At 65.9% G+C, this 19,290-nt stretch carries 15 protein-coding genes; 6 read left to right on the forward strand and 9 right to left on the reverse strand.

Annotated elements, in window-relative coordinates:
* Positions 1–71 precede the first annotated feature (71 nt).
* From ACZ5AC_RS06905 to ACZ5AC_RS06915, 3 genes are read right to left on the reverse strand one after another with little or no spacing between them, the layout of a single operon-like run.
* The gene (locus ACZ5AC_RS06905; RefSeq protein ID WP_464250213.1) at positions 72–512 is read right to left on the reverse strand and encodes a universal stress protein; all 441 of its coding nucleotides are present in this window, start codon (positions 510–512) and stop codon (positions 72–74) included.
* Positions 512–907 carry a biotin/lipoyl-binding protein gene (locus tag ACZ5AC_RS06910; RefSeq protein ID WP_464250214.1) on the reverse strand — a complete coding sequence of 132 codons (396 nt, stop codon included), beginning with the start codon at positions 905–907 and terminating at the stop codon, positions 512–514. Before ACZ5AC_RS06910 ends, ACZ5AC_RS06905 begins: the two co-directional genes overlap by 1 nt.
* 24 nt (positions 908–931) lie before the next feature.
* The gene (locus ACZ5AC_RS06915; RefSeq protein WP_464250215.1) at positions 932–2,041 is read right to left on the reverse strand and encodes a YeiH family protein; all 1,110 of its coding nucleotides are present in this window, start codon (positions 2,039–2,041) and stop codon (positions 932–934) included.
* A 249-nt stretch (positions 2,042–2,290) separates the two neighbouring features.
* On the opposite strand from ACZ5AC_RS06915, the gene ACZ5AC_RS06920 reads away from it, so the two are divergent.
* Together ACZ5AC_RS06920 and ACZ5AC_RS06925 are read left to right on the forward strand one after the other, a co-directional pair.
* Positions 2,291–4,708, forward strand: a complete 2,418-nt coding sequence (locus ACZ5AC_RS06920) for a c-type heme family protein (RefSeq protein ID WP_464250216.1) — start codon at positions 2,291–2,293, stop codon at positions 4,706–4,708.
* On the forward strand, positions 4,708–6,099 hold the full coding sequence (locus tag ACZ5AC_RS06925) for a sigma-54-dependent transcriptional regulator (protein WP_464250217.1): 1,392 nt from the start codon (positions 4,708–4,710) through the stop codon (positions 6,097–6,099). Before ACZ5AC_RS06920 ends, ACZ5AC_RS06925 begins: the two co-directional genes overlap by 1 nt.
* Positions 6,100–6,105: 6 nt before the next feature.
* Here ACZ5AC_RS06925 and ACZ5AC_RS06930 read toward each other — a convergent pair whose 3' ends face one another.
* On the reverse strand, positions 6,106–6,753 hold the full coding sequence (locus tag ACZ5AC_RS06930; RefSeq protein WP_464250218.1) for an HAD family hydrolase: 648 nt from the start codon (positions 6,751–6,753) through the stop codon (positions 6,106–6,108).
* A gap of 250 nt (positions 6,754–7,003) precedes the next feature.
* Here ACZ5AC_RS06930 and ACZ5AC_RS06935 point away from each other — a divergent pair, with 250 nt between their 5' ends.
* The gene (locus ACZ5AC_RS06935) at positions 7,004–7,603 is read left to right on the forward strand and encodes a peroxiredoxin (protein ID WP_464250219.1); all 600 of its coding nucleotides are present in this window, start codon (positions 7,004–7,006) and stop codon (positions 7,601–7,603) included.
* 124 nt (positions 7,604–7,727) lie between these two features.
* Positions 7,728–8,861: a PQQ-dependent sugar dehydrogenase gene (locus ACZ5AC_RS06940; RefSeq protein WP_464250220.1), complete on the forward strand. Its 1,134-nt coding sequence runs from the start codon at positions 7,728–7,730 to the stop codon at positions 8,859–8,861.
* Here ACZ5AC_RS06940 and ACZ5AC_RS06945 read toward each other — a convergent pair.
* From ACZ5AC_RS06945 to ACZ5AC_RS06965, 5 genes are all read right to left on the reverse strand, one after another.
* The gene (locus tag ACZ5AC_RS06945; protein WP_464250221.1) at positions 8,858–10,900 is read right to left on the reverse strand and encodes a methyl-accepting chemotaxis protein; all 2,043 of its coding nucleotides are present in this window, start codon (positions 10,898–10,900) and stop codon (positions 8,858–8,860) included. The two genes, ACZ5AC_RS06940 and ACZ5AC_RS06945, sit on opposite strands and share 4 nt — an antisense overlap.
* A 262-nt stretch (positions 10,901–11,162) precedes the next feature.
* On the reverse strand, positions 11,163–13,115 hold the full coding sequence (locus tag ACZ5AC_RS06950; protein ID WP_464250222.1) for an alpha-amylase family glycosyl hydrolase: 1,953 nt from the start codon (positions 13,113–13,115) through the stop codon (positions 11,163–11,165).
* The gene (locus ACZ5AC_RS06955; protein WP_464250223.1) at positions 13,115–13,960 is read right to left on the reverse strand and encodes an HAD-IIB family hydrolase; all 846 of its coding nucleotides are present in this window, start codon (positions 13,958–13,960) and stop codon (positions 13,115–13,117) included. The genes ACZ5AC_RS06950 and ACZ5AC_RS06955 overlap by 1 nt, the downstream gene beginning before the upstream one ends.
* Positions 13,957–16,113 (reverse strand): HAD family hydrolase, encoded by a 2,157-nt coding sequence (locus ACZ5AC_RS06960; protein WP_464250224.1) that lies wholly within the window; start codon positions 16,111–16,113, stop codon positions 13,957–13,959. The genes ACZ5AC_RS06955 and ACZ5AC_RS06960 overlap by 4 nt, the downstream gene beginning before the upstream one ends.
* Entirely contained in the window at positions 16,110–17,069 is a 960-nt protein-coding gene (locus ACZ5AC_RS06965; protein ID WP_464250225.1) for a carbohydrate kinase family protein, read from the reverse strand. The genes ACZ5AC_RS06960 and ACZ5AC_RS06965 overlap by 4 nt, the downstream gene beginning before the upstream one ends.
* Positions 17,070–17,657: 588 nt before the next feature.
* Here ACZ5AC_RS06965 and ACZ5AC_RS06970 point away from each other — a divergent pair.
* Together ACZ5AC_RS06970 and ACZ5AC_RS06975 are read left to right on the forward strand one after the other, a co-directional pair.
* Positions 17,658–18,326, forward strand: a complete 669-nt coding sequence (locus ACZ5AC_RS06970; RefSeq protein WP_464250226.1) for a 4Fe-4S dicluster domain-containing protein — start codon at positions 17,658–17,660, stop codon at positions 18,324–18,326.
* Positions 18,327–18,460: 134 nt separating this feature from the next.
* On the forward strand, positions 18,461–19,288 hold the full coding sequence (locus tag ACZ5AC_RS06975) for a phosphate ABC transporter substrate-binding protein (RefSeq protein ID WP_464250227.1): 828 nt from the start codon (positions 18,461–18,463) through the stop codon (positions 19,286–19,288).
* Positions 19,289–19,290 lie beyond the last annotated feature (2 nt).

A 19,290-nucleotide genomic window follows, 5' to 3' on the forward strand; every position in this document is an offset into this window, starting at 1 on the left:
ACAAAAAAAGCCGCCCCGGGTTCGGGGCGGCTTGAAGGGCGCGTTTGGAACGGATCGTCGTTCGGAACGGGTCAGGGTTTTTCGTCCCGCCCCGAGACCAGGAACACATCGCACGGGCATTTGCGGACAATCCTGGCGACGGCGTCGCGCATGATCTCGAGGCCGCGCGTGAAGGGGTTGGACATGACCAGCAGATTATAACCGGTGCCGGCCTCCTTCAGAATCTCATCGACCACGTCGCCCGTCACGGTCAGCAGCTCGCCGGGCATCTCCGCCGCCTTGGCCAAATAGGCTTTGGCGGCCTCCGAGGCGGCGTTTTCCTCCAGAGTAAGCATGTAGTCGAGAAACCCGATGCGCGCGTTGCAACCCGACAGCCAGTCGTGGCCGGTGAACCTTTCCCAGGTGGCGTCGACGACGAAGAGGGCGTTCAGTGTCGCCTCGCGCTCGCGGGCCAGGCGCAGGGCCTCCTCCACGGCGCGGGGGTTGTCGTCCAGGGCGAGCAGGATCTTCATCAGGGCAGAGTTCCTTTCTGATGGTCCATGACCACGACGGTCTGCTTGCCCTTCTTCAGCGCGTCGCCGGGCTTGCCCGAAACCTTGAGGATCTTGCCGCTGGTCTTGGCCGTGAACTCCTCGACCACGGTCTTTTCCTGCATCTCGTTGTTGACCCACTTCTTCTTCACGACCTCAAGGGAATAGAGTTTGTCGCCTTTGGCGACAGCGCTGCCTTCGGCCACGAAGATCTCCACCAGCTTGCCGTCCTGGGGGGCCTTGATGTTCACGGACGGGACGATGAAGGCCATGTAGGTCAGGACCACGACCACGACCAGGCCGGAGAAGACGATGGCGGCGATGTCCTCGTGCCGGTCGGTCTTGAATACAGTCAGAGATTTCTTCTTAGCGGACATTGATGGACTCCTTATGCGCCTGCGTTAGAACGCGCCTTCTTTGGGGATGAAGGCCAGAATGATGATCATGGCCAGGATGTACTTCGTGGCGCCGGCGATGAGGCCGATGCGCAGCGGCGTCCCGCCGGCGGCCTTGATCTCGCGCACGTCGATGTAGGCGCCCAGGCCCACCAGGCCGATGCCGAAGATCCAGGCCATCACTTCGCGCATCAGGTGCAGGGTTTCGGACCCTTCGGCTCCGAGCACGTGCAGCGACGAGAGCGCGGTCATGCCGATGAAGCCGATGACGAAGATCGGGAACTTGGAGGCCAGGATGGAGCTCAGGCTGACATGTTCGGCGTCGGCCTCGCCCTTCCAGTACCAGGCGGTGATGAAGAAGACGACGAACGGGATGCAGATGACGCGGACCACGTTCCAGATTTCGCCGTAGGCGACGGCCGTGCCGGGGGCGAAGTTGGGGTTGAAGGCGAGGCAGGTGGCCAGGACCTGGCCGGAGTTGAGGATGCCCGTGCCGACCCAGGCGCCGAACTGGTAGTCGGACAGGGACAGGGCCTTGCCGATGAAGGGGCTGACGAACATGGTCATGATGCCGAAGCCCAGGATGGTGGCGATGGCCAGGGCCAGGTCGACGGGTTTGGCCCGCACGCCGGGTGCCGTCGCCACGGCGGCGGAAACGCCGCACACGCCGCAGGCCGCGGCCATGGCCGCGGTCACGGAACGGTCGGCGCCGAGGCGCTTGCCGAGCCACAGGACGAAGATGGCGGTGCCGAACACGAAGGCCACGATCAGGGCGATGGCCACGCCGCCGACCTTCAGCAGCTTGTCGAAGGTGTAGAGCGAGCCCAGCATGATGACGCCCGTCTTGATGAAGAGGCGCGTCGTGCGGAATCCCTCTTCGGCCCAGCCCGGGATGGTGCCCCCGAAGAGCACGTTGCGGTAGAGCATGCCCGTGATGATCGAGAGGAGGATGTAGTTGAGGCTCAGGACCTGCACCAGCCAGCCCTTGGTCCCGAACACGACGGCTTCCTTCATCCACGGCTCCACGTAGACGCGCAGCACGTAGAGCGTACCGATCATGACCGCCAGTCCAGGCAGTATGGCCATAATTTTTCCAAAAAATCCTTTGTCTTCCATGAATTCCTTGCTCCTTGGGTTGTTTCTTTCCGCCCTGCCGGATTCAGGCGGCGCCAATTGTCCCGACGCCGTGAGCAATTGTTGAACCATTTTGTCCGGATAAAAAAATACCGTTATTTCGAAATGTTGAATATGCGTCGGGAGTGCCTGCCTGCTAATTCGAGTTGGCAGGCTGCGGTGAAGGGAACGCAACCCGTTGCCAAGGGGGTTGCGCCTCACTAGAGAACGCCGACGAACCCCGGAGACACCGTGCTGCCCAAACCGCATTCCCTGCAAACCCGCTTCCTCATCGGCCTGCTCATCATGATGGCCTGCGTCGGCGGCCTTTCGGCCTTTTCCCTCGACAACCATCTTCGCCAGCTCATGGAGAACGAGGCCCGGGACCGCGCCTCCCTGATCATTGCCCAGGCCGAGGCCGTGCAGAGTTACGTCCGCCGCACCCTGCGGCCGGCCATGTTCGACGTGCTGCCGGACGACATGTTCGTCATCCAGGCCATGTCCTCGTCCTATGTCACCCGCGCGGTCATGAGCGACGAGAACATGAGCAACGACCGTTTCATCTACCGGCGCGTGGCCGAAGGGGCGCGCAACCCGGACTTCGAGGCCGCCGACCTGGAGAAGGGGCTGGTGCGGCGCTTTCGGGAAGACAAAAAACTCAGCCGGATCGAGGAGATCGCGCAGTATCACGGTCAGGACCGGTTCATCACCGCAAAGCCGGTCTTTTTCGAGGACGCCTGTCTGCGCTGCCACGGCGATCCCGACCAGGCCCCCAAGTCCCTTCTGAATCTCTACGGCCGCGAGCGCGGCTTCTGGCGCCAGACGGGCGAGCTCGCCGGCATCACCCTGGTCGCCCTGCCGCTGGACCATGCCGTGGGCGGGGTGCGCGAGGCGGTGACATCCTTCGCGGTGCTGTTCGGCTGCGGAATGCTGCTGCTGTTCCTGGTCATCCAGATCTTCTTCAACCGGCTTGTGGTCCACAACCTGCGCCGCATGGGCGCCCTCATGCAGCGACAGTTCTCGGGCGACGCAGATGCGGAGCTCTTCGACACGCTGCACAGGTACGACGCGATCGAGGACCTCATGGCCGGCCTCGAATCCGTGGCCGGCCATCTGCGCTCGGCCCGCGAACAGCTGCGGCGTTATGCCGCCAACCTGGAAAACATGGTCGGGGAAAGAACGTCGGAGCTGGCCACGGAGGCCACTGCCCGCAGGGCCGACGTGGAGCTTTTCGTGGCCCTGCTCGACAGCCTGAACCGCCATGCCGGCAAGTCCGAGCTGCTGTCCGCTTCCCTGGAGCTGGTGGCCAGGCGGTTCGGCGCGGAACGGGCCGCCTACTCCTGCGTGCTGTCCAATTCCGAGCACCACGCCTGGCCCAAGGGCGCAAGCCTCCCCCCACTGCCCGCGGACTGGCAGGCGCTGGTCACGGAGCAGACCACGCGCCTTGGCGGCGACGCCTGGCATATCCCGGTCCAGACCAGCGAGACCACGCGCGGTCTGCTCAGTCTGTACTGGAGCGGTTCGTCGTCGGATGGACCGCGCCCGACGGGCCCCCGGACCGTCGAACTGGCCCAGGCCGTGGGACGACAGCTCGGCGTGGCCATGGACAACATCGACGCCATGGACAACCTGCTGCGCCAGAACGCCCTGCTCGACTCCGTCTTCGAGAGCATCTCCGACCCGCTCATGCTGCTGGACGCCGAAGGATGGCCGGTACTGACCAACCCCACGGCTGCGCGGCTCCTGCAGTCCCCCGAGGCGGAGCTGGTACGGCGCTGCCTGAAGGATCTGGCCACTTCCCTGCCGATGGAAGGAGAAACCGAAATCCGGGAGTTGGCTCTGCCCGACGGCCGCTCCTTCTCGATGCATTCCTATGCCATCACCGGCAGGCTCGAGCGCCGCGGTCAGGTCATCTACCTGCGCGAGACCACCGAGGAGCGGCGCATGCTCGAGCGCGCCCAGCAGCAGGAGAAGCTGGCCGCCGTGGGCAAGCTGGCCGCCGGCGTGGCGCACGAGATCAACAACCCCCTGGGCGTGATCCTCTGCCACGCCGAGCTGCTGCGCGACGAGGCGGACGGTCAGGCAAAAGCCGACCTGGACATGATCATCAAGCACACGGAGCTGGCCCAGAAAGTGCTGCGGGACATGCTCGACTTCTCCCGCGCCAAGCCCGTGCGCACAGGCGTCTGCGACATCAACGACGCCGTCTTGGGGCTGGCCGACGTCTTTCGGCCGCGGCTCAAGTCCCAGCGGGTTGCCCTGGACATCTTCCCGTCAGCCGCGCCGCTGCCCATCCGCGGAGACCGGGACGTGGTTGAACAGATTCTGACCAACATCCTGATCAACGCCCTGGATGCCCTGGAGGGAGCCTATGGCGAGGCGGGCGGCGGGAACATCGCCATTGCCACGTCGCTAGGGGCGGACGAGGTCCGGGTCAGGATCGCGGACACGGGTCCGGGCATCCCCGAAGATCACCTCAAGCGCGTCTTCGACCCCTTCTTCACCACCAAGGAAGTGGGTCGCGGCACGGGACTGGGACTGTCCGTGGCCTTCGGGCTGGCGCAGGACCTGGGCGGGCGTATCGAAGTCGGCAATGCCGCGGACGCCGAGGGTGGAGCCGAATTCCAGCTGTTCTTCCCGGTTCTGGACAGCGCAAGCGAGGAGACATGATGAACGAGAGGATGCTGATCGTCGACGATGAACCTGATTTCGCCGCCGGTCTGGTGCGTTTGCTGCGGACGGGGTTTCCGGATCTGGAAGTGGAGGTCTGCACGTCCCCGCGGGAGGCTCTGGGCGCGCTGGAGCGGCAGGAGCCGTCGGTGCTGCTGACGGATCTGCGCATGCCGGAAATGGATGGACTGGAACTGATGCAGCACGCCCTGGGCCGGGACCCGAACCTGACCGTCGTGCTGCTCACGGCCCACGGCAGCATCGAGACGGCCGTGTCGGCCCTCAAGGGCGGGGCCTACGATTTCCTGACCAAGCCCATCAAGCGCGACGACCTGCAGCGCTGCGTGTCGCGCTGCCTGGAGCGCTCCCGCCTCATGCACGAGAACTCCCGGTTGCGCTCCCTCATGTCGAGGTCGGAGCTGCAGCGGACCCTCATCGGGGACACGCCCTGCATGCGCCGCCTCAAGGACACCATCGCGGCCGTGGCCGCCTCGGACTACACGGTGCTTGTCCGCGGCGAGTCGGGCACGGGCAAGGAACTGGTGGCGTCCTCGATCCACGCCCTCTCGGACCGCGCCAAACGGCCCCTCGTGACCGTCAACTGCCCGGCCATTCCGGACCAGCTCCTCGAAAGCGAGCTGTTCGGCCACGTCAAGGGCGCGTTCACGGGCGCCGAAAAGGCCCACAAGGGCATGTTCCAGAGCGCCGCCGGGGGCACCATCGTCCTGGACGAGATCGGTGACATCTCCATGAACATCCAGACCAAGCTCCTGCGCGTCCTGCAGGACCGTCTGGTCCGGCCCGTGGGCGGGACCGCCTCGCAGAAGGTTGACGCCCGCATCGTCGCGTCCACCAACCGTCCTCTGGAGCAGAAGATCAGAAGCGGGGAATTCCGCGAGGACCTCTTCTACCGCCTGAACGTCCTGACCATCGTCACGCCGCCCCTGCGCGAGCGCGTCGATGACATCCCCCTGCTGGCCGACCATTTCCTGGGCGTCTGCTGCGAGGAGATGCGGCTACCCCAGAAACGCCTCAGCCCCGAGGCCACCGTCTGCCTGTGCAGCAGGCCCTGGCCGGGGAACGTGCGCGAGCTGCAGAACTTCATTCGCCGTCTCGCGGTGTTCTGTCCCGGGGAGCTGGTCGAGCCCTACCACCTTCGTTTCGTGGAGGCCCAAACCGAATGCGCCACCTGCCCGGACGAAGCTCCACTGGCTCCCTACAAGGACGCCAAGAGCCTCATTCTGGATGATTTCACCCGCCGTTACGTGGAACGCCTGCTGGAAAGCACCCGCGGCAACATCTCCGAGGCCGCGAGGCTTTCGGGCCTGGAAAGGGTGTCGCTGCAGAAGATTCTGCGCCGCCTGGGCATAGGGCCGGCGGACGGGCGCTAGGCGCCGTCAGTCCAGGAGTTCCAGCAGTTCCAGCGGATGGGCGATGAGCGCCGCGGCTCCGGCCGCGGTCAGCTCTCCGGCGGGCCGGAAACCCCAAGTCACCCCCACGGGGTACATGCCGGCGCCGACGGCCGTGCGCATGTCCACGTCCGTGTCGCCGAGGTAGAGAATCTCCTCCGGGGCCACGCCCAGGTGCCGGATGACCTGCCGCGGGCCGGCCGGGTCCGGCTTGACCGGGACGCCCGGCATCTGGCCCAGGGTCAGGGCGAAGTCCCAGGCCGGAAGGAAAGCCTTCATGCACAGCTCGGCGAACTCCTGGGGCTTGTTGGTCAGTACGGCCATGGGGATGTTCCTGGCCGTCAGGGCGTCGAGCAGTTCGGCCACGCCGTCGTAAAGACGGGTTTTGACCTTCCAGTTCGCCTCGTATTCCTTCAGGAAACCCTGCAGACACTCCGCGGCCAGGTCCTGCCGATCGGCGGGCAGCGTGTGCAGGACGAGGTTCCTGGCCCCGCTCCCGACGAAGAATCGGTAGGCGTCCACGGGGTGGACGGGCAGCCCCCTGGCCTCCAGGACGCGGTTCATGGCGTCCGCCAGATCCTCCAGGGTATCGAGCAGCGTTCCGTCCATATCAAAAACGACAGCTTTGTATTTCACCGGCCGATCCTTGTTTTCATGTGTTCTTCGAGTTCCCTTCGAGCGCCGTGCGGTTGCGGGCCGGGAGCGGGCTTCGCCCGTATTTCCCGGATAACGAGGTGCCGCTCCCCCGCTCGGGGTTCGATGACCGTTACGATCCGGGCGATATATTAGACAAGGTTAATTTTCTCTTGACGAGAATGGTTACTATTAATAAAAGGGCTCCATCAAACATTCACATCACTCTCGCACATTCACAAGGAGCATGACCATGAGCGTACTCGTAACCAAAACCGCCCCCGACTTCACCGCCCCGTCCGTCACTCCCGGCGGCAGCATCGACGATTTCACCCTTTCTTCCCTGCGCGGGAAATATGTCGTCCTCTTCTTCTGGCCCCTGGACTTCACCTTCGTCTGCCCGACGGAGATCATCGCCCACGACAAGCGCCTCAAGGAATTCCGCGAGCGCGGCGTGGAGCTCGTCGGCGTGTCCATCGACTCGCAGTTCACCCACTTCGCCTGGCGCAACACCCCCGTCGAACAGGGCGGCATCGGCCCCATCGGCTTCCGCATGGTCGCCGACGTCAAGCACGAGATCGCCAAGGCCTACGGCATCGAGCACCCCGAGGCCGGCGTGGCCCTGCGCGCGTCCTTCCTCATCGACCGCGACGGCGTGGTCCAGCACCAGCAGGTCAACAACCTGCCCCTGGGCCGCAACGTGGACGAGATGATCCGCCTCGTGGACGCCCTGCAGTTCACGGAGAAATACGGCGAGGTCTGCCCGGCCGGCTGGCAGAAGGGCGACACGGGCATGAAGCCCGACGCGGGCGGCGTGGCCGACTACCTCGCGAAGAACGTCGAAAAACTCTAGTCCTCTCCCTCCTCGGGCGGCCGGTCTGACAGGAACCGGCCGCCCGTCCCTCCTCATTTCTTGCCAAACCTCCCGAGCGGCTTATGGTTAACAGACCGCACCAACAGCTTCCGGGAGGTACGACATGAGCACGCCCCGCACGGCATTTCTTCCCGCCCTTCTTTTCCTCGTTCTTGCCTGCGCCGTGCCCGATGCGCCCGCGCAGGACTTCTCCTCCAGGCAACACCGCTTTCGCGTCACGGTCGTGGCCGACGGCCTGGCCCACCCCTGGGCCCTGGCCTTTCTGCCGGACGGCGACGTCCTGGTCAGCGAACGCGAGGGGCGGCTGCGGGTCATCCGAGGCGGCCGTCTGCTGCCCGAACCGGTACGGGGCCTGCCGGATGTCCGCGTCATGGGCCAGGGGGGCCTTCTGGATCTGCTGCCTCATCCCGACTTTCGCACCAACCGCCTGCTCTACTTCAGCTACGCCGCCGATCTGTCCGGCGGCGCCACCACCCACGTGGCCCGCGCCAGGCTTGAAAACGACACGCTCTCGGATGTCGACGTGCTGTTGCGCGCCGAACCGGCTTCCCGGGGCCGCGTCCATTTCGCCGGCCGCCTGGCCTTCGACCCCCAAGGATACCTCTACGTCAGCGTCGGCGACAGGGGCGACATGGAGCGCGCCCAGCATCTGGACGACCTGGCCGGCAAGGTCATGCGCCTGCACGACGACGGCCGCATCCCCGAGGACAACCCCTTCGTGGCCACGCCCGGAGCACGGCCCGAAATCTTCAGCTACGGCCACCGCAACCCCCAGGGCATGGCCGTGCACCCCGGAACCGGCGAGATCTGGACCCACGAGCACGGCCCCCGCGGCGGCGACGAGATCAACATCGTCCGCCCCGGCGTGAACTATGGCTGGCCCGTGGTCACCCTGGGCATCGACTACACGGGCTTTACCATCGGCGACGGCCTGAAGCACATGCCGGGAATGGCCGACCCGCTGCACAGCTGGCTCCCGTCCATCGCGCCGTCGGGCATGGCCTTTTACACCGCGGACAGGTTCGGCCGCTGGAAGGGCGATCTTTTCGTGGGGGCGCTGGTGCAGCGCCATCTGGCCAGGCTGCGCCTGGTCGGCGAGGTGGTGGTCGAGGAGGAGCGGCTGCTGGAAGGCCTGGGACGGCGCATCCGTGACGTGCGCGCCGCCCCGGACGGGAGTCTCTGGCTCCTGACGGACCACGACCCCGGGCAGGTCCTGCGGCTCGACCCGCTGGACTAGAAGCGGAACCGACCCACCAGTTCCTGCAGGCGTCCGGCCAGCGCCGCCAGACTCTCGGCGCGCTGCAGGACCACCGCGCTCTCGGCCCGCATGGAGTCGGCCGCGCCCATGACGCCCTCGATTTCGTGGCTGATGTCTTTGGTCATGCCGGAGCTCGCGGTGACGCCCGCGGTGATCTCGGCGATGCCCTGGGCCGCCTGGCCGACGTTGTCCGAGATGTCCCGCGTCATGACGCTCTGCTCCTCCATGGCTTCGGAGATGGAGGTGACGATCTCGTTCATGTCCTCGATGACGGCGATGATCTCACCGATCTCCCTGGCCGTGACCTCGGTCACGCTCTGGATGGCCGAGACGGTCCGCCGGATGCTCTCCGTGGCGGCCGAGGTCTGCTGCGAGAGCTCCTTGATCTCCCCGGCGACCACGGCGAAGCCGCGCCCCGCGGCCCCGGCCCTGGCCGCCTCGATGGTCGCGTTCAGGGCCAGGAGGTTGGTCTGGGAGGAGATGGACGCGATGGTCGCGGTCACGGTGCCGATCTCTCTGGCGGATTTGCCCAGCTCCTGCATGTGGCGCGTGGTCTCGGCGGCCCTGGCCACGGCGTCCGAAGTCGTGCGCCTGGCCAGTTCGGCGCTCTGGGCCACGCCCTGGATGGTCGCGGCCAGGTCGGACGTGGAGGCCGCCACCGTGCCGACGTTGACCGTGGCCTGCTCCATGGCCGCGGACACGGAATGCATGTTCCCGCTCACGGTCAGGGCCGAGTCGTGTACGGCCCGGGCGCGCCTGGCAGTACCGGAGGTGTTCTCGGACAGGCCCTGGGACGTGTCCCCGAGTTCCTGCGAGACCGCGGAAAGCGATCCCGTGGCCGAAACGATTTCCGCCAGCATCTCGCGGTTCCCCGCGACCATGGCGTTCAGGGAGTCCGCCAGGTGTCCGATGGCGTCGCGGGCCGGGTAGTCGATGGTCGCGGTGTAATTGCCCGCGGCCACCTCGTCGGCCAGCTGCGCCATGCGCCGCACCGGCGCGAGCAGGATCCGCCCGCCCACGCCGATGAGGATGACCGACAGGACCAGGGGCAGGATCATGCTCGCCAGGGCGTTCTTGATCAGCCGCCCCTTGACCCCGGCCATGAGGTCGTCGGTGGCGACCCAGGTGGCGAAGTTAAGGTCCCAGGGCTCGAAATGGTGCAGGGCCACCTCAAGGCTCCCGCCGTCGGTCTGCAGGCTCGTCGGCCCCGCCCCGCCACCGGCCGTGACGATGGCCCGGGACTCCTCGGGCGCCTCGGGCATGTCGATGACCGTTCGCCCCCGGGCGTCGAATGCCAGGGTCCCTCCGTGCCCGCCGACGCCCACGCGACGCACGAAATCCGAGAAGGCGTCGCTGATCAGCGGGTGCGCGATTTCCAGCGCCCCCAGCACCTCAGCCCCGGTCAGGTCCGTGAAGGGCACGTATGCGGCCATGCGCCACGCCCCGCCCAGCCATACGAGGCCTTCCCAGGGCTGTCCGGCCCGGACCGCCTCCAGGGCCGGGTTCCCCCTGCCCAGGAAGGAGCCCTTGCCCCACAGGGACACGGCCGTCTCCAGCGACGTGGACACGCGGACCAGCATGCCTTCGTGCAGCTGGAGGATCGAGGCCGTCCCGCCCGTCAGCTCCGCCACCTTGCGCGCCACCGCATTGTCCTCGTGCAGGTAGACCGAGCCGTGCTTGAGGGCCGGCAGAACCGCCGTGCGCACTTCCCCGCCGTTCTGGTCGACCAGTTCCAGTTCGGCCTCCATGAGCACCTCGGGCACCGGGAAGCCGCTCAGTTCGAACTGGGTCTTCATGATGTCGCGGTCGATGCGCAGCTTCTTCTGCATGAGGGTATGCTGCAGGGCCACGGACTCGGCCAGGGTGGCCGAGATGCGCGTCAGCCCGTCGCGTCCCTGGCGCAGGGCGTCGGTGTTGGCCATGAAGATTTGGGAAACGGAGAGACACAGAACCGTCACAAGGACGACGGCGATGGTCACGATCGAGAGTTTTGCCTGAAATCCCAGAGAGTTGTTCATACGTTGCGTGTCCTGTTCGTCAAGGAGGGAGGAGGAATGCGACTCCGGAAAATGTCAAACGTCTTGTGCGCGACAAATGCAGGGGCAAAGCGACAACTCGGTGACGGAATCGTGACAATTCCGGGCAAATGAAGGCCTGCCCGACGTCAGAGGGGTTCCGTCCATGGTTGCGGGATCGGCGATGGGGAAAGGCGGGGATGGGAAGATCGGCCCCCCTCCCTTCCCGGCTGCGTATCAGGGCGCGGAAAGGGAGGGGACGGGGTCAGTCGGAAAGCCAGAAGAAGGACAGCGCCGGTACGGTGATCAGGCCGTTCTCCGCCGGGACCGAGTCCCCGGTGCAGAGATCCTTCATGCCGCCGTACTGGAAGAAGCCGTGAACGGAGAGATCCTCCAGGGCCAGAGTCTGGGGCTCGGCGCTGAAGTTGCCGACGACCAGCACCCTGTTGCGCCAGTTCTCGGGGTCCGTGCGCGAGTAGGCCAGCAGGTTGGGGTTGTCGATGGGGATGAGGGTGCGGTTGTCGAAGTCCGCGAAGGCGGGAATCTCCTTGCGCAGGGCGATGAGCCTGCGCAGGGCCGAAAAGATGCGCTGTTCCACCGTGCCGGGCTGGTGCCGTCGTTCGGCCTTGTCCCAGTCGAAACGCGAGCGGTGGACCCAGCGCGAGTCGTGCTGCGTGGACGGGTCCTGCAGGAACTCCAGGTTGTTGAGGGTCCCGACGGCGTCGCCGTAGTACAGCAGCGGCAGGCCGCCGAAGGACAGGATGACGCTGTGCAGCAGGATGATGGTCCTGACCGCGGTATCGACGCCCTCCTCGTCGTGGTTCTCCAAGGCGTGTTCAAGGCCCACGAGGGAGGCCAGGGAGCCGGAGATGCGCGCGTCGCCGGTCTTCTCGTTGGTGCCGAAGGGCATGCCCCGGGCCGGCGACGTCGGGAAGCGGCCGGTGAAATAGTCGATGAGGAATGTGCGGTGCATGGCGGGGTCGTACCCGGCCGCGCGCACATCCGCGTCGTCGAAGCCAAGGCCGATGTCGTCGTGGCAGCGCACGTAGTTGAGCCACGTCGCCCGCTCCAGCTTCTGGGGCAGGTTGCCCACGCCCTGGCCCAGGAGCCTGGCGTTCTTGGTGGCCACGGCGTCCCACAGCAGGGCCATGAGGGTGGCGTTGTAGGCGATCTCGCATTCCTTGGAGTAGATGGCGTGCTCCCCGAAGTACTTGGCGATCTCGCTCGGCGCGACGATGGCCTCGGCTATGAACAGCACCCCCGGCGCCGTGACCTGGCAGCAATCTTTCATCAGGCGCAGGATGAGGTGCGCCTCGCGCTCGTTCTGGCAGGTGCTCCCGATCTTCTTCCAGAGGAAGGCCACCGCGTCGAGGCGCAGGATGTCGGCCCCCATGTTGGCCCAATAGAGGATGACGTCGATCATCTCGATGAGCACGGCGGGGTTTCGGTAGTTGAGATCCCACTGGTAGGAGTTGAAGACGGTCATGACCCACTTGCCCATGTCCTCGTCCCAGGTGAAATTGCCGGGCGCCGTGGCCGGGAATATCTCGGGCATGGCCTCCTCGTAGGCGTCCGGGATGTCGCGGTCGTCGAAGACATAGTAGTAGTCCTGATACGTCTTCTCCCCCGCCTTTGCGCGCACGGCCCATTCGTGCTCGTTCGAGGTGTGGTTGACCACTACGTCCAGCACCAGCAGGGTGTCGCGGCTGCGCAGGGTGTCCGAGAGCGCCCGGATGTCGTCGAGGGTGCCGTACCGGGGGTCGATCCTGCGGAAATCGCGTACCGCGTAGCCGCCGTCGTTATTTTCCGGGGGGCAGTCGAGGATGGGCATGACGTGGATCATGTTCACCCCGAGTTCCTGCAAGTACGGGAGCTTTTCCTTGAGCCCCTGCAGGTTGTCGGCGAAGCGGTCGCAGTAAAGGGCCATGCCGACCCATTTCTGGCTCAGGAACCACGTGTAGTTGATCTCCCGCGCGATGTCCGAGCGCCGCAGGGTCGGCCCGCGCTTGATGTAGCGCATGGCCAGGGTCTCGACCAGGCGGACCATCTGCTCCTTGAAGTCGGGGCGCTCTCCGTAGAGCAGCTTGAACAGGGAATAGATGGCGTAGAAATTCGCCCCCAGGCGGGTGTAGAAACGGCGCAGCCTGTACTTGCCGATTTCGGGGTTCAGCTTGGCCAGGATTTCGTTCAGCAGCGCATGGGAAGCCTGTTCGTACATCAGATCTCCTTGTCTTCATGGAATTTACGCAGCCACGCGTCGGCCTCGGGCCAGAAATGCGCGGCCCCTTCGACAATGCCGGCGGCGTAGTTGCCGTTCATGCCCAGATAGCCCCCGGCCATGTGCAGGGGCTTCCTGCCCTCCAGCCGCCTCAACCGCCTCCTGACCTCCGCGTCGGCGTTGGCCACCAGCACGGCCGGAATCTCGCTCGCCAGAACGTCCAAGTCGTTGCCGCTGTCGCCGGCGAAGAGCGTCTCGTCCGGGGCGAAACCTTCCCGCCGCATCAGGAAGCGGATGGCGGAAAGCTTCCCGGCCCGGGCCGGCAGCACGTCCAGAAGCCCCACCCCGGCCGGACCGTCCACGCTCCAGATCAGGGCGGCCCGGATGGACTCCCGGTCCAGGGCAGCGGCCATGCGTCCCGTCAGCGTCTCATGGTCCCAGTCGAGGGGGGCGTAATAGCTCAGCTTGTAGGGGCTCTGCTTTTCCTCTTCCTGCAGTTCAAGCCCCCACGCCGGGCCCAGCACCTTGTGCAGGTCCGCGGAGTTCATGCCCGCCCAGTCCGGCGCGATGTGCGCCTCCCAGTCGGGCCAGCGTTCCCAGCCGTCCGTCCCCGTGCGGTAGATGGTCGCGCCCACGTCGGCCACGGCGAAATCCGGCCATGGCAGCCGGAACTCGCGGATGGCGCCCTCGATGAGGGCCTTGTGGCGTCCGGTGACATAGGCCAGACAGACCTCGGCGCGGGCGACCAGGCGGGCGAAGAGGCGCGGCGCGTCGGGCGACAGGGGCTGCGGGCCGTTGGGGATGAGGGTCCGGTCCAGGTCGGTGCATAGGAGCAGCCGCCTCAAGCGCCCTCCTCCCGGCTCGGGAAGCCGTAATGCTCCATTGCTTCGAGGATGCCCCCGGCATGGGAGGCCGCGGCGAAATAGATGGTGTCGGTTTCGGCCAGGCCCGAGAGTTCGGCGGCGAGGTGTCGGTTGTTGACGACCGTGCCCAGGGTGTTGCCGCGGAGCATGTCGGCGTCGGCGCCCGTGACGCCGGCCACCAGGGTGTTCTCCAGGGGGAAGTCCAGGTGCTCGGCGCACCAGCGCAGGGCCAGCCCCTTGGAGGCCCGCACGGGCAGCACGTCGAGGTACTGCTCGAAGGAGACGATGACGTTCGCCGTCTGTTCGGCGCGCTGCAGGAGCTGTCTGACCTCCTGCTCGCCGATGATGCTGGTGTCGATGAAGTAGCTGACCTTGAAGGCGCTCAGGAATTTCTTGGGCTGCAGGGTCAGGCCCGGGATGTCCCGCAGGGCCTTGCGGACCAGCCCCGGCGTCCAGAGGTGGTCGATGTGCCTCTCCCAGGTGGTGTCCTGGGTCAGGTCGGGGGCGTAGTGGATCTCGGTGCCCTGCCCTGAGATGAGCACGTCGGGCTGCGGGATGCGGTGTCTGCGCAGGGTCGCCAGGGCGTCGTCGAGGCGCCGCCCCGTGGCGATGCCGAAGATGACGGATTTGCGCAGGCTGCGCAGGGTCCTGACCAGTTCCTGCAGGGACGTCTCGTCCCCCAGCAGGCTCAGGTCCAGCTCCGCGAACAGGGCCCGCTTGCGCGCCACCCCCTGCAGGATGATGGGGCAGGCGCGCGGGAGCTGTTCGGTCTTGTCCACCAGCGGACGGACCAGGCCGAGGTATTTCTTGACGTGGGCGTCCCAGGAGTAGTGACGGCGGACGCCAGCGATCCCGTTCCTGGAAAAGCGCCGCCAGGCCTCCCTGTCCGTGATGGTACGCAGCAGCGTCGCTGCCATGGCCTCCTTGTCCAGCGGGTCGATCAGGTATCCGTTTTCGCAGTTCCCGACGATGTCCCGCGGTCCGCCATCCTCGGTGGCCACCAGCGGCAGGCCGCAGGCCGCGGCTTCGAGCAGCGTCAGGCCGAAGGGTTCCGTCAGGGCGGGGTTGACGAAGACCCCGCGCGACGCGGCGGCCAGACGGTAGAGGACGGCCACCTCCTCGGGCTTGTGGTGCTTGGGGTACGCGACCCTGCCGTACAGGTCGTGGCGGTCGACGGCCAGCAGGATGTCGCTCAGCACCCCGCGCGCGCCGTCATCCATGTCCTGGATGTCGTCGCGGTTGCCGGCCACGACGACCAGGTTGGCGGCCTCCTGCAGTTCCGGGGATTCCCCGTAGGCGTCGATGAGCGTGACGATGTTCTTCTTCGGGTCGGGCCGCGACAGGGCCAGGATCATGGGCTTGGAGCTGCGTTTCAGGAACCGTCTGAGTTCCCGGCCGATGTCCGTGCCCCACTCGTTTTCACGCGCCGGGTGAAAGCGCGACATGTCCGTGCCGGGCGGAACGACGCGCATGCGCTCGGGCTGGTAGAAGTCGTACAGGCCGTACTGCTCCTCGATTTCCTGCCGGGTGCTGGTGATGACGCGCTCGGCCACGCTCAGGGTCATCTCCTCGGCTTCGATGCGGCGCGAAATATTGTAGGTCGCTTCGAGCTGGAGGCGCGTGGCGCCACCCGCCAGCAGCCGCAGGCGCTTGCTGCGTCCGAGCGAGTGGCCGGTGTGGACCAGCGGGATGCCGAGCTGGTTGGCCAGCCGGGCGCCGACGTACCCGGCGTCGGCATAGTGGCTGTGGATGATGTCGGGCATGCGGTCCTGGCTGCGCAGGAAGGTCACGACGTTGTCGGAGAAGCTGTCGAGGTGGTCCCAGAGGAGTTCCTTGCGGATGTAGCCCTCCTCGCCGCACTCTATGCGCACGATGGACGCCTTTGCGGACAGGGGCTCCTCCGCGACGGCGTAGTCCGGGCTGACGGCCGGGTCCATGACGCGCCGGGTCAGCAGCACCGCCCTTTCGACCTTCGGGCTCTCGCCCAGGGCCCGAAGCAGCTCCACCACGTACTTGACCTGCCCGCCCGTGTCCGCATCTCGCCCCAGCTCGGGGTCGTGCCCACGGACCAGGCCGTGCACGCTCAGGAGCACGATGAACAGAGGCGCCTTTTTCGTACGCCTGCGGGCGCTCATGGATGCCACTCCCGGAGAAAGGGCCGGTAGAAGTCCGCGCTGTCCGGCACGGCGCCGCGCAGGCCGCAGATGGTCCTGGCAAAGGCGTCGGCCCGGTTCAGGGTTTCCGGCAGGGGCCAACCCTCGACCGCGCCGAGGATGCACACGGCCGCGAACCCGTCCCCGGCGCCCACGGTGTCGACGACGTCCGGCTGCCCGAAGGCCAGGGGCGTCGCGGTCCACTGCCCGTTCTCCATGACCTGCCAGGCGCCTTCCTCGGCGCAGGTCACGATGGCGCGGCCGATATCGAAATGCCGCATCAGGCCGCGGACGCGGTCTTCCTGATCCTCGCCGTCCAGTCCGAACAGGCGCCCGAGGGTCATGAGTTCCTCGGCGTTGATCTTGAGGATGTCGGCCTGCTGCAGTGAAAAGCGGATCGCGTCCGCCGTGTACCAGGGATCGCGCAGGTTCAGGTCCACGAACCGCGGCGCGGGGGCCGCCGTCAAAACGGCCTCCAGGGCGCTGCGGGAAACGTCGCCGCGCTGGCTCAGGGTGCCGAAGTAGACCATGGACGCCTCGCGGACGGAGGCCGCCGAGCGGGCCGCTTCGGGATCGATGAAGTCGAAGGCCTGTGCGGGCGGGATTTCGAAACGGTGCCCCCCCGTCTCCATGCGCACCTGCACCCGACCCGTGGGGCGGTCGCCGTCGACCTGCACCGCCCTGGCATCCATGCCTGCCGAGGCCATGGCCGCGAAGATTTCCCGGCCCAGGTCGTCGTCGCCAACGCGGGAGACGAGTAGCGTGTCCAGGCCGAAGGCGGCCAGATGCCGCGCGACGTTGAAAGGCGCGCCGCCGAGGACGCTGCGGTCGGGAAACACGTCGGCCAGAATCTCTCCGAACAGGACGATGGTTCGCCTGTCGGGAGCCCCGCTGTCCGTTTCTTCGGCATTACGTCGGGAAATTTGACGAGTGGTCATACTCTCAATCCAATTTGTTGTTGATGAATATACATGAAATATAATGCAATTGTTATGTTCTCCATATTGTCAGCAATAATTGCGTCAGAAAAAATATAGAAATGAATCAGATTCGCATGTCAGCAGTCGTCCCGGCCGATAGGAAAGACTGAAGCAGGTCGACGCGGTGAATGAAAATTGCGCTGGATATATATTTTGACCCCTTACATTGCGTTTTTGGTCCATGTCAACCTTGTGATGATTTTTGGTGCGACATGATGTGCGGTGACAGGGTTGAAGGAAAGCTCCTGCACCTTGCCCGACCAGGGCCGGGACCGGCGGTTCGGGACGTATGTGGAAAGAATATTTGGACTGCTCCGGGACATGGGATTATGCCTCTCGCCACCACCCGGGGAAAACGGCGCGAAAGGTATGCCGGGGGTTCCCGCCATTTCTCAAACGAACTCAGGACACGGACATATGGAATCGCACTCAGCCGAAATCATGTTTTTTTCTCCGACAGGCACGACGAAAACCATCGTCGCATGCATTGCGGAGGGTCTTGGCGTACGGCCTTCGTTCCGCGACGTGACCGTTGCCTGCGGTTGCATGGACAGCCGCTCCGACGGTGAAATCGCCGTCATCGGCGTTCCCGTGTACGCGGGGCGTGTGCCGGAACCGGCCGCGGCCCGTCTGCGCGCAGGGGTACGCGGCGGTGGCCGACCGGCTATCCTGGCGGTCGTCTACGGCAACCGTGCCTTCGAGGACGCCTTGCTTGAGCTACGCGACCTGGCCCTGGAGCTGGGCTTCGTACCCGTGGCCGGCGCGGCCTTCATCGGTGAGCACTCCTTCTCCACGCCGCAATGGCCCGTGGCCCAAGGCCGGCCCGACGCCGTGGACCGGGACAAGGCCATTGCCTTCGGCCGCTCGGTGCGCGAGCTGCTGGAAGGGGTTTCGGAGCCGGCCGATCTGCGGCCCCTGGAGGTGCCCGGCAACTTCCCCTACCGCCAGGGCGTGCAGCCTTCGTCCATCTGCCCCGAGACGGACGCCCGGACCTGCGTCCTGTGCGGCGGGTGCGCCCGCTCCTGCCCTTCCGGGGCCATCGCTCTTGCGGAAGGCTCCGTGCTGACGGAGCCCTCCCTGTGCCTGCGCTGCTGCGCCTGCACCCGCGCCTGCCCCGCAGGTTCCCGGGTCATGCGCCATGAGAAGATCCTTGAATTCGGCCGGATGCTTTCGACGCAGTATGCGCAGCGCAGGGAGCCGGAGTTCTTTCTGTAGGGCATGAGCGCCCGGCGTCTGTACCCATCGTGGCCGCAAATGCAACCGCGCCGCTCTCATTTGTTCTATCTATTTGTTTCGGCGACACCTTTTGGGATAACTGCGGCATGAAATCATTCCCAAGGGAGGCATCGATGAAACGTTCCATGCATTTTGCGGTCCTGGCGGCCCTTTTTCTCTTCACCTGCACGGCGGCGCGGGCCGACATGCTGCAGCAGTTCGCGGGCCAAAAGGGCAAGATCGACATCGCCGGCGGCACGGCGCACATCCCGGTCATGAACGAGGCGGCCAAGCGGATCATGACCGTCAACCCGGACATCCGCATCACCGTCGAGGGCGGCGGGACCGGAGTGGGCGTGCAGAAGGCCGGCGAAGGACTGGTGGACATCGGCAACACCGGCCGCGCCCTGTCCGAGGAAGAGGTCGCCAAATACGGCCTGGTTTCCTTCCCCTTCGCCGTGGACGGCGTGACCGTCGTCCTGAACCCGGCCAACGCCGTGACGGAACTGACCTCCGCGCAGGTTCAGGACATCTTTGCCGGCAAGATCACCAACTGGAAGGACGTGGGCGGTGCCGACGCGGCCATCACCCTCTACACCCGCGACGAGGCCAGCGGCACGCGCGAGGTGTTCTGGGAGAAGCTGCTGAAGAAGGGCGCCGTGGCCGACAAGGCCAACGTGGTGGCCTCCAACGGGGCCATGAAGGTCGCCGTCTCCCAGGACGCCTCCGGCATCGGGTACATGAGCATCGGGTTCGTGGACGCCACGGTCAACGCGCCCCTGCTGGACGGCGTGGAGCCTTCCCAGGCCAACGCCACCTCCGGCGCCTACAAGGTCGCGCGCAAGCTGTTCATGAACACCAAGGGTGAACCCCAGGGCCTGACCAAGCTCTTCATCGACTACGTGACCGGGCCGGAGTGCACGGACATCATCTCCAAGGCCGGGTACATCCCGCTCAAGTAGAC

The sequence above is a fragment of the Desulfomicrobium aestuarii genome, from assembly GCF_055385525.1.